Source organism: Micromonospora antibiotica, from assembly GCF_017599305.1.
GTDB classification, from domain to species: Bacteria; Actinomycetota; Actinomycetes; order Mycobacteriales; family Micromonosporaceae; genus Micromonospora; species Micromonospora antibiotica.
The window spans coordinates 32735-47090 of record NZ_JAGFWR010000003.1; the positions used below are offsets into that span (position 1 = coordinate 32735).

The following is a 14356-nucleotide window of genomic DNA, read 5'->3' on the forward strand; positions in this document are numbered from 1 at the left end:
CCCGTCACCCGGGCGTCACCCGCCGACCCGCGACACCCCCACAAAGTGGTGACGTTGCGTTGACGCAGGCTGTGTATCGGCTATGCGAGAGCTGTCCATTGTGATGGAGGTTCGCAGTTCAGAGGCGATATCGCCCAGTCACGATACCTACACTCTTGTTGACTGAGAGTAATCACATTGGTAGTGTTCGTGCCGGCCGGTCCGGTGGGAACGGCGGGTCCGGCAGCACAGCGGAGCGACCCGGCCACCGCGTCACGACCGACCGCGTCGGGACACCGGACGATCTGGACCCAGGCTTGCGTGCAGGGGGTGCGCCGTGACCGGTCATGCCAGCACGCCGACCAGTGACGTCCCGGCCGACCCACCGGTACGCCTGCACCTGCTCGGCGGCTTCCGGCTGCTGCACGGCGACCACCCGGTGGTGGTCCCCCGGGGGCTGCAAAGGGTGATCGCCGTGATCGGCCTGCGCCCCGGCGCCACCCGCAGCAACCTGGCCGGCCTGCTCTGGCCCGAGGTGCCCGAGGAACGGGCGTTGTCGTCGCTGCGCACCGCACTGTGGCGGCTGCGCCAGGACCCCTGCTGCCCGCTACTGATCAGCGGAGACACCGTCCGCCTCGACCCGACGGTCCGCCTCGACGTGGACGACCTCGTCGCCACCGCGGCCCGGGTCCGCGACGGGGGTGACCCGCGTACCACCGCCGTCGCGCTCGCCGCCGGCAGCCGTGACCTGCTCCCCGGCTGGTACGACGACTGGGTGCTGCTGGACCGGGAACGACTGCGCCAACTCCGCCTGCACATGCTGGAACAGCTCGCCGTCGACCACCTCGACGCCGGCCGGCACGGCGAGGCGTTGCAGGCCGCCCTGGCGGCGATGGCCGCCGAGCCGCTGCGCGAGACACCACACCGCCTGGTGGTACGCATCCACCTCGCCGAGGGCAACGCGTTCGAGGCGGTACACGCCTTCTACGTCTACCGGGACCTGCTCATGCGGGAACTGCGCCTGGAACCCTCCCCCACGATGTGCGCCCTGGTCGACGAGACCCTCGCCCCCATCCGGCAGGCCACCCGCCGCACCCCGGCGGCCCGCCGTCACGATCCGGACGAGCGGTGTGACGACCAGGTGACACCTCCTGCGCCAGGGTGGAGCCACCGAGAGCCCTGGACCGATCGGGGCGCACCACCGGCGAGAGGGGTCCGATGAGCCGTCTGGTGATCGTCAGCAGGATCATTCCCGGCGCGGAAGGGCGGGTCGCCCAGATCTTCGCCGAATCCGATGCCACCGAACTGCCCGGACTCACCGGGCTGCGCCACCGCTCCCTTTACCGCCTGCACGACCTGTGCGTACACCTGATGGAGACCACCGAGGTCGACCTGGACACCCTGGTCACCGCGTACAACCACCCGCTCTACCAACGGACTAACGAACGGTTGTCGGCGCACACCTCGGCGTACCTGCCGACCTGGCGCTCCCCCCGGGACGCGCCGGCCGGCTGCTTCTACAGCTGGGACGTCTCCGACGCCCCCAGCCCGGAGGCCCTGCGCTGAGCAGCGCGGACACCGCCTCGGGCCACCACCGGGCCCGGTCACCACCACCGGTGGGTACGGCGACGGCGACACCGTGTCGTGACGTCGCCACCGCCCGACACCGGTCATTTCACCTGCGCAACGAGGGGCGGTCCTCCCTGTCGTCCGACATTCGCGTGTGCAAAGCTGCGGCGGGTCTTCGCGTTTTCCTCGCGACTTCAACGACATACGCAATAGGGAGGTAGCCGTGCCGTCGACTTTCGGGCAATGGCTGATCGTGATCCTGGCCCTGCTGGTGGGCCTGGGCGGAGGCTGGGCGCTGTGGGGACGGCAGAAGCCGGCCGCCACCTCGCCCATCGTGGAGGGTGACCCGGTCGTCGGGCTCTCCGCCGAGGAGAAGGCCGCCGCCGCCACGATCGACACACCGCGCCCGATCGCCACGGTCGACAACTCCCCGGCCCCCGCCGCCGTCGTGGACCACCCCACCCCGCACACCGCGCCGGAAACCGACCACGCCGCCCCGGCCACCGACTCGACCACCCTGACCGCCGACTCGACCGACTCGACCGCCGACTCGACCGCCTTGACGACCTCGACCGCCGACGAGCACGCCAGCACCGCCGTCGACGGCACGCCCACCACGATCGCCGCCAAGCGGTCCGCCCCGCTGGCCGCCATCGACGACGATTCGACCACCGCCGACCTGACCGGTCGTACCGTCTCGGACGAGAAGCCCGCGAGCACCGACGCCGACGAGACCGTCGCGCCGGTCCCCGCGCCCCGGGCGACCGTCGAGGACACCCCCGACACCCCGGCTACGGCGACCGCGCTGCCGCAGCCGACCACGGTCGACCCGGACGGCCCGGCCGCGAGCAGCACGGAGACCGGGGCCGACCCGCTCGCGGCTCCGAGCGCCGAGACCACGCAGCCCGCCGAGCCGGTCGCCACTGAGCCGGCCATCGAGCCGGTCGCCGCCGAGCCGGTCGCCGCCGAGCCGGCCATCGAATCGGTCGCCGCTGAGCCGGCCACGCAGGTCTCCACCGTGGCGGACGGGGAGTCGACGACGCCGGCGAGCGTGCCGGACCCGGACCTGTCGGGCGCGGACGACGTGGACACCGCCCCCGTGGCCGTCGCGCCGGCGGTCCCGGCGCAGCGCACCTCCGTCGAGGACACCGCCCCCGCCCCCGCCCCCGCCGCCGCGGACGCTCCGGTCCCGGCGGCCGCCCCGCTGTCGGACGCCTCCCCCACCCAGGGCGGGTCGGCGGACGACTTCCGCCGCATCCAGGGTGTCGGCCCGAAGATGGCCGCCGCGCTCCAGTCCGCCGGCATCCACACCTACCAGCAGCTCGCCGCGCTCGACGAGACGGGCCTGCGGGAGACGATCCGCGCCGCCGGACTGCGCGCCACCGCGAGCCTGGCCACCTGGCCGCAGCAGGCGAAGGTGCTGGCCGGTGCGGGCGCCGAGGCCGAGCGGGTGCTGCCCACGCCGACCGGTGGCGACACCCGGGACTGATCCAGCTCACCCGACAGGGCCGGTGGGCGGGCGTCATTCGCACCCACCGGCCCTGTCGCGTTTTCGGCCGGAACCCCGCAATTCGGCCTGAACCCCGGCTCCTGCGGTCGCGCGACCGCACCAGACTCGGCACCGCGCCGAAACCCGTGGCCTTCCACAGTGCCCAGCCGCACGGGCGTCCCCGGTGCCGGGTTGACCTTCAGCCGGCTGGGTGGGGTCACCGACCACCGTCGCGTCGGGTCGATCGCCGGAGAATCCAGCATCATCGCGCTGACCGTTCCGGAATACCGTTTATCCGGTCCCGGCCGGTGGGTACATGGGCGTCACCTCGAACACAACACAAGCCGGGAGGCACCCCCATGCGCGGTTCGTCGATCCTCGGAGTCATCGTCGTCATCTGGCTGGTCATCGGCGCCATCGCCGCTGGTCAGCGAGGCTATTACGGAAACGATGACACCAACTGTGCCGAGGCCGGCACCATCCTGGTGACCATCGTGGCCGGGCCGCTCAACTACATCGGCGCCAACCCGAAGATCGACTGCAAGCTCCCCGAGCCGTCGAAGTAAACCGTCGCACCCCGGCCCGCGCCCACCCCTCGGGGCGCGGGCCGCATCATGTCCGCTCCAGATCACCCCACCCACCCTGAAACCCCCCACCCAACCCCTAAACCATCCTAGGAGCCTACCCCACCATCCCCTCCCACACTCCCACCCCAACCCCCTCCCACCCTCCGCCCACCCAGACCACCCCAGGCCGGTGATCAAGAGGTTTACGTCACGCCGACGGGGTTTTCTGACGTATACCTCTTGATCACCTGACGCAAAGCTCTTGATCACGGGAGGGAGGGCGGGCGGGGAAGAGGGGCGGCGGGAGGGGGTGGGTCAGCCGCCCACGTGGATGCCGGGGCGGCGGGAAGGGTCGGGTTCACTCTTGCGAATGATCTCGCGGACCACGGGTGGGGTGTCGCCCCGACCGAGGATCAGGTAGCGCAGCAGATGGGCGAGCGGGTTGCCCTCGGACCACTCGAAGTGGGCGTGTGGTCGGACGCCGGTACCGTCACGCAACGCCAGCAGGATCGCGGCGATCGCGTTCGGCACCGCCGGGCTGCTGGCCCGCAGCACCCGGAAACCGCCCACCTCGACCCCGTGCACCCGCAGCACCCGGCTGAACTCCGACGGGTCCACCACGTCGATCTCCAGGAAGAGCACGTCGGAGGCGCCCGGCACCGGGTTCATGCCCCGCTGGACCCGCTCCTTGACCCGGTACTCCTTGAGCGCGCCGGTGTCCCGCTTGTTGGCGATCAGGTGCAGCCGACCGTCGTGGGCCAGTGACTCGGCGACGAACCGCCGGGCCGGTCCGTCGAAGTCGATCCGCTCGGCCCGCAGTTCGGTGGTGCGGGTGATCCGGGAGACCAACGAGACCACGACGATGCCGGCGATGAACAACCCGGAGATGGCTATCCCGTCCGGCTTCTCGATGACGTTCTCGACCAGCGCGTAGAGCAGCACCGCGGTCAGCACGGCGAAGCCGGACGCGGCGAACCGGTGCCGGGCCCGCAGGGTCGCGATGGTCACCGCCACCGCCCCGGAGACCATCATCGCCAGGATGCCGGTGGCGTACGCGCCGGCCTGGGCGTTGACGTCGGCCCGGAAGGCGACGGTGATGACGATGCTGATCAGGGTGTAGACCAGCACCACCGGCCGGACCGCCCGCCCCCACTCCGGCGCCATCCCGTACGACGGCAGGTAGCGCGGCACGATGTTGATCAGGCCGGCCATCGCCGACGCCCCGGCGAACCAGAGGATCAACACGCTGCTGATGTCGTAGACGGTGCCGAACCCCTCGCCGAGGCGGGCGTGGGCCAGCCAGGCCAGCGCCCGGCCGTTCGCCGCGCCACCCGGCTGGAACTCCCGGGGCGGGATCAGCACGGTGGTGACGAAGGTGGTGGTCAGCAGGTACCCCGACATGATCAGCGCGGCGGCGGTGAGCAGCCGGCGGGTGTTGCGGATCCGGGCGGCCAACCGCTGCTCGCGGTCCGCGCCGGCCCCGCGTACCAGGGGCATCATGCTCACCCCGGTCTCGAAGCCGGACAGGCCCAGGACCAGCAGCGGGAAGGCCAGCACCGCCGGGCCGAGCAGATCCCCCACCCCGGAACCCCCGGCGGTCAGGGCCGCCGTCCAGTCCCGCACGGTGCCCGGATCGGCGGCGATCTCGGCCAGACCGACGGCCACCACCACCGCGTTGAGACCGAGAAAGACCACCACCAGCGGTACGGCCACCAGCACCGCCTCGCTGAACCCGAGCAGGAAAACCCCGCCGAGGACGAGCAGCAGCGCCACCGTCACCAGCACGGCCACCCCGTCACCGTGCGGTGCCGACGACGGCAGGTACGGGTTCTCCAACAGGTGCACGGTCGCGTCGGCGGCGGAGAGCGTGATCGTGATGATCCAGGAGGTGGCGACGAAGCCGAGCAGCACCAGCACGAACAGTTTGCCCCGCCAGAACGGCAGCAGCCGCTCCAGCATCGCCACCGACCCCTGCCCGTGTGGGCTCTCCCGGGCCACCCGCCGGTACATCGGCAGCATCCCGAGCAGGGTGAGCGCCACGATCAGCAGGGTGGCCAGCGGGGAGAGCGCCCCGGCAGCCAGCGCCGCGATGCCCGGCAGGTAGGACAGGGTGGAGAAGTAGTCGACCCCGGTCAGGCACATCACCTGCCACCAGGGGTGCCGGCGTTGGCTACCCTCCTCGGTCTCCGGGCCGACCGGCTGCACCCGGTACGCGAACAGCCACCGGCGCAACGCGCCACCGGGCCGCGCCGGCCGGGCATGGCTGTCCACGCACTCCGGGAGCCCCACCGGCCCCGGCCGGGTGCGTTCGCCCTGCCCGGCGGCCCGTGCCTCGCGCAGCGCCCGCCCATGCCCCGGCGGCGGCGTGCTCCCCCGCCGTTCCCGGGTCCGCCGCTCCCGCGCCCCGTCCCGCCCGTCCGCCATCCCCCGACCGCCCTCGTAGGCCCTGACCCGACGGTAGGCGCTGAACCGGCCCCCACCGGCCGGAACAGGGGAAGCCGGGCGGACCGGACCGGCGACGCTACCCGGGCCGGCCGGGCAGACCGGGCCGGGCAGGGCAGGACGGCCGGGCAGGGCAGGACGGCCGGGCAGGGCAGGACGGCCGGGTCAGGGCGGTCAGGGCAGGACGGTCGGGCCGGGACCTGCCGGCCCGACCGGGGTGGATGGTCGGTCGGGAGCCCGGGCGCGGCCACCGGGGCGGGTAGTCAGGTGCGGCGGGGATGGCCGGCCGGCACGCGGCGCAGGGCCGCCAACAGGGCCACCGGGTCGGTCACCGTGACCGTGGCCGCCGGATGGCGCAGCCACCGGCCGGGGGCCAGCCCCGACACCGGTGTGCCGAAGCGCAGGCACACCCCGGCCGTGGTGCCGGTACCGAAGGTCACCCCCCGGTCGGCCAGGGACAGGTGCGGCCCGACCGCCCGCCACCAGCGGTACGGCCCACTGCGCTGCGCGTCGACCACGTTCGCCCGCCCGGTCCGCAGCTGCCAGCGGCCGAACCGGATCACCAGTTCCTCGTCGTCGAGCAGCACGGCGCAGGTCTGCGGACGGATGCCGAGCAGCGCCAGCGGAACCCGGAACCCGGGGTCGAACCGGAAGGCGAACCGTTGTACGGGCATGACCGACGGGTACCCCGCGCGCGTGGCCCGACACCCGAACGGGCCGAACCGGTGGGGCCGCCCGAGGATTGCCCGAGGATTGCCCGAGGGCCGCCCGTAAACCGCGAGAGGGCCGCCCGCGCACCGTGCGAGAGGGCCGCCCGCGCACCGTGCGAGAGGGCCGCCCCGGATGCCGCCCGCCGGGTCATTCCAGGGCGCGGGTCCAGTCCTCGACGTGGGTGCCCAGGTGGTCGGCGACGGAGCGCCAGTAGGGGCCGTCCTCGGCGTGGATCCGGACCCACGGCTGCACGCCGTCGCGGGCCCCGGCGCACAGCAGGTCGTACATCGCCCGGGCCCGTGGGGCGAGGGTCGCGGCGAGCGCGGGACGCTCCGCTGCCGGTAGGTCGTACCCGTCGACGAGGGTGCGCAGCCGGTGGGCCGACTCCGCGACCGGCCGGTCGGGGCGCATCCCGGCCATCGCCTGGGCGGCGTACGCCAGCTCCCAGCGTCGGGTGCCGGGGCCGGCGCCGTCCCAGTCGATCAGCACCCAGCCGCGTGGGGCGCGGACCAGGTTCCACGGTGCCGCGTCGTGGTGGCAGACCAGGTCCGCGCCGTCGGGTCGGATCGGCACCTGCCAGCGGGCAGGCCCGGGGGGCGTGAAGTCGGCGACCGCGCGGTGCAGGTCGGCCAGCAGCCGGCCGATCGAGGCCAGTTCCGCCGTGCGGTAGAGACCCGAGGGGTGACCCAGCTCCCCCGGCACGTACTCCAGCACCTGGCGGCCCTGGTCGTCGCGGCCCAGCGGGCGGGGCGCACCGTCGAAACCGACGGCGTGCAGGTGGGTCAGCAGGGCGTCGACGGCGTCGGTCCACGGGCCGACCGGCCGGCGGACGGTGTCGCCGATGCGGACCACACCGGTGGTGACGTTGCCGGGCAGCGGTTGTTCGATCGGGCTCACCCGGCCATCCTGGTCCAACGGACGCGTCCCCGCGCGCCGGTTTCCCGGCGCGCGGGGACCCCCCGTCCCGGCTGCTACTGCAGGAACGCCCCCAGCGGTGAGAGCAGCAGCCGGCCGAGCGCCGCGGCGTTGTCGTCCAGCCGCGCGCGCTCGCCGTCTCGGGCCTGCGGGTCGTGCCGGCAGCGCCAGATCTTCTGCGCGTTGCGCCAGGCCACGTCCCGGGTGTACTCGACCAGTTCGCCCTGGTACCAGTCGTCGATGTCGCCGTTGAGCATGTCGAGCAGCAGTTGCCACCGCTCCAGGTAGCCCCGCCGCAGCGACGGGATCTTGTCGGCGAAGATATCGTTGATCTTGAGATAGTCACGGTGCTGTTCGGTGCCGTCCACCGGCTCGGACTCCAGGTGGTCGAACGTGGTCACCAGGGCGAACGGCAGATCGAAGTTGATGTGCGCGTTCACTCCCGCCGCCGCCGACGGCAACGGCCGGGCGTCCGGGCCCCTCATCCGCTTGAACAGGCACGACCAGGCGCGCGGGGTGGTCGGGCTCGACTCGGTCCACAGCCGCATCGCGTCGAAGTAGCGGGCGGCGAACTCCACGTCCAGCCGGGACAGGAACACCGGGTCGGCGAAGTAGTCGTCGTAGAGCCCCTCCAGCACCCGGCTGGTGATGGTCAGGTAGAGCCGGTTGAAGTCGGCCAGCGGGCAGCTGCCCTCCAACGGCGGTAGCCGGACCAGCAGGTCCTGAAGTTTGGTGAGGTGGTCGACCACCGCCGGGACGTCCTCCGGGTGGTCGGCGAGCAGATCGACGATGTCCACGTGGACGGGGCCCCAGACCGGTTCCGTCATGTCTCCTCCACAGTGGTCGGGGCAGCGCCGTGCCGTCGTTGACGAGGGACAGCCTGGCAGCGTCGACCGGGCGCGGGATCAGTAGAACGACGTATTCGACCGCGCCGTACGTACGCTCACTCGCCCCGGTTCCGCAGGTGGATGGCGCTGGCCTGGACCCGGGTGCGCACCTGGAGCTTGTCGAAGATGTGCGACACGTGCACCCCGATGGTCCGCTCGCTGATGAACAGCCGCTGACCGATCTCCTTGTTCGTCAGACCTTCGGCCACCGCGGCGAGCACCTCGCGTTCCCGCGCGGTCAGCGTGGTCAGCTCGTCGACGACCGGCCCGGCTACGACGGTGACCGACCCCGACCCCGCGGGCCGGCCGTGCCCCACCCCGGTCGACCGGGGACGGCCCTGCCGGCGGTCGACCCCGGCGGGTTGGGCACGGTCGGTCAGCTCCACCCGCGCCCGGCCGGCCAGCGTCCTGATCTCGCTGGTCAACGGCACCGCCCCCAGGCTCAACGCCATCTCGTGGGCCTCTCGCAACAACGTGCCGGCGGTGCTGCTGCGACCACGCCGGGCCAGCAACGCCTCAGCCTGACGCAACCGCGAGTAGGCCGCCGGGTAGGGGTGGTTACGCTTGTCCCACTCGGCTGCCGAACGGGCCCAGGCGTCCGGGTCACCCCGGCCGTCGAGCCGGGTCAGCTCGGCCGTGCACAGGGCCAGGAACCCGTCGGCGACGACCCGTACCGGCCCGGCCGCCGTCGCGCTCTTGGCCGTCACCCGGTCGACCGCGTCGCGCAGCCGCCGCACCGCCGTCGGGTCCACCGCCACGGTACGGCTCGCGTGCGCCTCCGCCTCCGCGCGCAGCCCGTGCCAGGCCAGCGTGCCCAGCAGCACCACGTCGTCGGAGCGGCTCTCGGTCATTCCCCGCTGCACGGCCTGCCGGGCCACGTCGTGCCGGCCCTGCCACATCGCCAGCCCGGCCCGCAGGATCAGCATCGGCAGGACGTGCCGGGGCGCACCGCCACCGGCGAGCATCGTCGCCACAGCCTCCAGGTCCCGGTCGGACGCCTCGACGTCGCCGTACCCGACGGAGAGCCGGCAGCGGGCCAGCAGCAGCTCCACCGCGTCGGCCCCGGACGGGCGGTGCCGCAGCGCCGCCGCGACGACCTTCTCCGCCTCCGCCCACTGGCCGACCCGGAACAGCCCGTTGGTGGCGATGGCCAGCAACCGGGTCTCGTAGGTGCGGCCCAGGCCCAGCTCGGCGACCCGCTCGGCACCCCGGCGGGCCACCACCACCCCCTCCTCCAGGATGTTCAGCGGCCCGGTCAGCAACTCCGCCAGGTGCAGGTACGCGCAGGCCACGTCCTCCGGGCCACCGGAACGTTCGGCGGTCTCCAGGGCCCGGCGGACCACGGCCAGGCCCGAGTCCGGGTCCTCCAGGAACGCCTCGCTGAAGCCGAGCGCCGCGCTGGCCAGCACCACCGAGTTGGTGCTCCCGTCGACCGTCGCGGCCAACTCCAGGGCCTCCCGGGCGCGCTGACCGGCGTCGGCGTAGCGGCCCTGGAGCACCAGCAGATGGGCCAGTTGGGCGGCGGCGGCGGCCCGTTCCCCCGCGGTGCAGTCGACGGACTCCAACACCCCCCGGTACTCCGCCTCGGCGGGCGCGGACCGGCCGGCGGCGGCCAGGTAGCGGGCCCGCCGGATGCGCAACCCGCAGGACGGATCGAGCGGTTCACCCCCGGCCAGCTCGGCCAGCAGGGACAACGCCCGGGCGTGCTCGCCGCTCTGGTGGGCGGTCTCGGCGGCGTGTTCGAGCAGCACCGCCCGGTCGACCTCGGGCGGTACGCCCCCCGGCCCGCTGGTCGGGGTCGCGGCCAGCTGCAACGCCGCCGACCAGTGCCGGTGCGCCTCGGCGAAACCGTGCAGCCGTTGTGCCTCCCGGGCGGCGGCCATCGCCGCCGGCAGGGCCCGGGCGGGCTCACCGGCCAGCCGCCAGTGATGGGCCAGCCGGGCCTGGTGCAGCTCCGCCGGGGCCTGGGTGAGCGCCTCCGCGTAGCGGCGGTGCAGGCCGGCGCGCTCCGCCGGGAGCAGTTCGTGGGCGAGCACCTCGGCGACCAGCCGGTGCCGCAGCCGGTAGCCGTCGTCCGCGCCGACGAGCAGCCGGTGGGCCACCGCCTCCCGCAACGCCTCGATCAGTTCCGGCTCGGGCAGCCCGAGCACCTCGGCCAGCAGCCAGTGCTCGACCGGCTCGACCCCGGCGGCCACCGCGTGCACCGCCGCGTGCGCCTGCCGGGGCAGCACGTCCACCCGGGACAGGAAGATCTCCCGCAGCGTGTCGGACAGCCCGTCGCGGCCGTCACGCAGGTCACGGGCCAACTCCTCGACCACGAACGGGTTGCCGCCGCTGCGCTGCCAGACCTGGTCGGCGGCTTCCGGGGCGAGGGGTGTGCCGACGATCTCGCCCGCCAACCGGTCGGTGTCGGCCCGGTCGAGCGGGGCCAGGTCGAGCACCCGTACCGACCGCAGCCGGCGTAGCTCGGTGAGCACCCGGCGCAGTGGATGGGCCCCCTGCAACGACTCGGCCCGCACCGCCGCCAGCACCGACAGTTGCAGGTCACCCAGGCCGGCGAGCAGGTAGAGCAGCAGTTGCCGGGTGGTCCGGTCCACCCACTGGAGGTCGTCGAGGACGAGCACCAGCGGCCGGCCCTCGGCGATCAGACTCAACCCCCGGGAGACCCGTTCCAGCAGCGCCCCGGCGCTGTCCGCGCCGCTGCTGTCCTCGGCGAAGGTCCGCAGCAGTCCGCGTACCGCCGAGGAGGTGCGGGCCTGCGCGGCGGTGAGGTCGGCGTCGAAGCGGCGCAACGCCTGGAGCACCGGATGCAGCGGGGAGGCGTCGCCGATGTCCAGGCAGGAGCCGGTGAGCACCACCGCTCCCGCGTCCCGCAGCCGTGCCGCAGCCTCGGTCAGGAGCCGGGTCTTACCCACCCCGCTCTCCCCGGTGACGAAGACGGCGGCGGTCTGCCCGGGGCCGATGTCGTCGTGGAGCGCGGCGCGGAGCGTCGCCAGCTGGTCGGCACGGCCGACGAGCGGCGCGCTGTCCACTTCGCTGGCCATGTCCGCAGCCTAGTCACAGGTCCCCGCACCGTTCTACGGGCTTGATTCGTCTCTGGTACCTCTCGCGTCGAGTTTGCGACTAAAGGTGGTCGCCCGCCGACATACGTCGTTCGGCAGATCCCCCGTCCTACCGGTGGTGACACTCTCCGGAAGTCATCAGACCACTGCGGAGGAAGGGTGGGTGGGATGCCACTGTCCACGGTCGGTACCGGTCGGGAAGACGTCACCACGACGCCCTGGCCGGTCCCGCAGGAACGCCGAACGCTGACCGTGCTCTTCGCCGACATCGTCGGCTCGACCGCGCTGACCGAACGGCTCGACCCGGAGGACGTCCGGGCGGTGCAGTCCGCCTACTTCGACACCGTCGCCGGGGTGCTGCGCCGCTGGCAGGGCACGGTCGAGAAGTACGTCGGCGACGCGGTGATGGCGTTGTTCGGGGCGCGTACCTCCGATGGCCTCGACGGTTACCGGGCGGTGCGGGCCGCCCTGGAGATCCAGGCCGCGCTGGAGCGCCGCGAGCTGCCCGGTGGGGTGACGCTGCGGGTCCGGGTGGGTGTCGCCACCGGCGAGGCGGTGGTCGACCTGGCCGCCGCCCGCGACGGTGGCCACGGCATGGCCTCCGGCGCCGTCCTCACCACCGCCGCCCGCATCCAGGAGTACGCCCCGCCGGGCGGCGTGGTCGTCTGCGCGGCCACCCACCGGGCCACCGCCGGCCTGGTCGAGCAGCACGCCCTCGCCCCCGCAGCGCTCACCGGCAAGGCACGGCCGGTCGACGTCTGGCAGGTCACCCGCACGGCGAACCCGCGCCCACCCCGCCACCACGGTCCGCTGGTCGGCCGACGCCGTGAACTCGCGACCGCCGTCGAACAGCTCACCCGGGTCGCCCGGGAACACCGTCCACGGTGGGTGGCCCTGGTCGGCCCGGACGGCATCGGCCGCAGCCGGCTGCTGGCCGAGCTGCGCCACCGGCTACCGACGGTCGACGGCACGCCGGTGCGCTGGGCGGTGGGGCACTGCCCGCCGCACCCGGAGCAGGTGTTCGGGCCGGTCGCGGAGCTGCTGCGGGACCTGCTGGGGCGACCGGCCGACGACGCGGCGGGGACCGTCGCGGCACAGCTGGCCGCCCTGGTCGACGGGCTGGTCCCGGCGGGTCAGGTCCCGGCGACGGTGGCGGCGCTCACCGCGCTGCTGGACGCGCCGGACCGGTCGGCGGTCGCCGGGGCGGCGGCGGTGCGCCGGGTGCTGCTCGCCCTGGCCGCCCGCCGGCCGGTGGTGGTCGGCGTGGACGACCTGGACCGGGCGGCCCCCGAACTGGGCCACTTCCTGCACTCGCTGTTCGCCGCCGCGACCGCCCGGGGACTGCCGCTGGCGGTGCTGGCCACCCACCGGCCCGACCGGGCGGACCACGTCCCCGCGCCGGCGGGCGGACACCACCGGGTGGAGTTGGCGCCGCTGGGCACCCTCCACAGCGGCCGGTTGCTGCGTCTGCTGCTCGCCCACGCCGGTCAGCCGGTCGCGTCGGCCGCCCGGATGGTGCCGCTGGTCGCCGGCCGTCCCGGTTACGCAACCGCCTACGTCCACGCGTCGGCGCTCCCGACCGGTGACCCGTCGGCGCTCCCGACCGGTGACCCGTCGGCGCTCCCGACCGGTGACCCGTCGGTGCGCCCGACCGAGCCGCCCCTGCCCGAACCGCTGCGACGTCGCGCCGCCGCCCGGTTGGACCGGTGTGACGGCCCGCACCGGGCGGTCCTGATGGCCGCGGCGACCCTCGACGGGGAGTTCGCCGCGTCGGCGGTCGACGTGCTGCTCGGCTGGGCGGCGGGCCGGGCGGCGCAGGCGTTGCGTCGACTCACCGACGCCGGGCTGGTCCGGTCCGGTTCCCACGGCGGGCACGTCATCGTCGACCCCGCCCTGCGCCGCTGCGCGTACGACCGGCTACCCCGGATGCTGCGCGCCGAGTTCGCCCGGCGCGCGGAGGCCACCCGGTCCGCCGGGGCCGTCCGGCGGACCGGGACGGCCCGGCGCGCGCAGAGCTTCCGACGGGCCGGGGCCGACCGGCGGACCGGCGTCGCCCGGCCGGCCGGGACCCGGCACCGCACCGGTACCGGCTGGTCGGTCGGGGCCGGTCTGCCGGTCGACCCCGGGCCGGTCTTGGCCACGGTCAGCTCGCCGCAGGGTCGGGAAGCCCGATGGCAGGCAGCCACCCCCCACCGCGCTCCGCTCCCCGCCGCCACCGCCGCATCCGCCACCGGGAGCAGGACCGGCCGGCCGCGGCCGGCAGTCGCGGTCCCCGCCACCGGAGGTCCGGGGCCGGTGGCCGCCCATCCCGACGGCCGCGGGCCCCGACCGGGGACCGTCCTTCCCGACGGCGGCGGGCCCCGACCGGGGGTCGTGGGCTGCCCGGAACCAGGGTCCGTGCTGATCGCAGCCGGCCCGACGGGTCCGCCGCCGGCCGGTCTGATGCCGGGCACCGCCATCGGGCGACCGCGCGCCGGCTCGACGCGGGACGACCGGTGGGCGGGGGTGCCCGGCGGGTCCGCCGCCCGACCCGTCGACCCCGGGTTGCCGGGCCCGGGTGGCGTCGTCGTGCCGCTGCCCTCGCGCGGGACCGGCGTACCGACCGGCCGCCCGCCGACGACCGGCGGGCGGCGACGGGGGGAAGGGGTGCCCCGCACCGCCGTACCGTTACCGGCCCAGGCCGCCTGACCGTCGGCAGTCGGCCGCCCCTGACCCGTCGGCCGTGCCGGATCCGCC

10 protein-coding genes are annotated in these 14356 nt (G+C 74.3%); 5 read left to right on the plus strand and 5 right to left on the minus strand.

Annotation, left to right across the window (positions count from 1 at the left end; translation table 11 throughout):
* The first annotated feature begins 316 nt into the window (after positions 1-316).
* The 4 genes from JQN83_RS08390 to JQN83_RS08405 all read left to right on the plus strand — a co-directional run bounded on the left by JQN83_RS08390 (position 317) and on the right by JQN83_RS08405 (position 3603).
* Complete coding sequence (locus JQN83_RS08390) at positions 317-1201, plus strand: AfsR/SARP family transcriptional regulator (RefSeq protein ID WP_208566515.1); 885 nt, start codon at positions 317-319, stop codon at positions 1199-1201.
* Positions 1198-1545 (plus strand): TcmI family type II polyketide cyclase, encoded by a 348-nt coding sequence (locus JQN83_RS08395; RefSeq protein WP_208566516.1) that lies wholly within the window; start codon positions 1198-1200, stop codon positions 1543-1545. The genes JQN83_RS08390 and JQN83_RS08395 overlap by 4 nt, the downstream gene beginning before the upstream one ends.
* Positions 1546-1771: 226 nt before the next feature.
* The gene (locus JQN83_RS08400) at positions 1772-3037 is read left to right on the plus strand and encodes a helix-hairpin-helix domain-containing protein (protein ID WP_208566517.1); all 1266 of its coding nucleotides are present in this window, start codon (positions 1772-1774) and stop codon (positions 3035-3037) included.
* A 359-nt stretch (positions 3038-3396) separates the two neighbouring features.
* A complete protein-coding gene (locus JQN83_RS08405; protein WP_145919792.1) occupies positions 3397-3603 on the plus strand; it encodes a hypothetical protein in 207 nt (68 codons plus the stop codon).
* 315 nt (positions 3604-3918) lie between these two features.
* On the opposite strand, the gene JQN83_RS08410 is transcribed toward JQN83_RS08405, so the two are convergent.
* The 5 genes from JQN83_RS08410 to JQN83_RS08430 form a co-directional block, all read right to left on the minus strand.
* On the minus strand, positions 3919-6027 hold the full coding sequence (locus JQN83_RS08410; RefSeq protein WP_244252053.1) for an amino acid transporter: 2109 nt from the start codon (positions 6025-6027) through the stop codon (positions 3919-3921).
* Positions 6028-6308: 281 nt separating this feature from the next.
* Positions 6309-6719 (minus strand): hypothetical protein, encoded by a 411-nt coding sequence (locus JQN83_RS08415; protein ID WP_208566518.1) that lies wholly within the window; start codon positions 6717-6719, stop codon positions 6309-6311.
* Positions 6720-6903: 184 nt separating this feature from the next.
* The gene (locus JQN83_RS08420; RefSeq protein ID WP_208566519.1) at positions 6904-7653 is read right to left on the minus strand and encodes a phosphotransferase; all 750 of its coding nucleotides are present in this window, start codon (positions 7651-7653) and stop codon (positions 6904-6906) included.
* Positions 7654-7727: 74 nt separating this feature from the next.
* Entirely contained in the window at positions 7728-8498 is a 771-nt protein-coding gene (locus tag JQN83_RS08425) for a DUF5995 family protein (protein ID WP_208566520.1), read from the minus strand.
* Positions 8499-8614: 116 nt separating this feature from the next.
* The gene (locus tag JQN83_RS08430) at positions 8615-11602 is read right to left on the minus strand and encodes a helix-turn-helix transcriptional regulator (protein ID WP_208566521.1); all 2988 of its coding nucleotides are present in this window, start codon (positions 11600-11602) and stop codon (positions 8615-8617) included.
* Between the two features lie 186 nt (positions 11603-11788).
* Here JQN83_RS08430 and JQN83_RS08435 point away from each other — a divergent pair, with 186 nt between their 5' ends.
* Positions 11789-14308 carry an adenylate/guanylate cyclase domain-containing protein gene (locus JQN83_RS08435; RefSeq protein ID WP_244252054.1) on the plus strand — a complete coding sequence of 840 codons (2520 nt, stop codon included), beginning with the start codon at positions 11789-11791 and terminating at the stop codon, positions 14306-14308.
* Positions 14309-14356 lie beyond the last annotated feature (48 nt).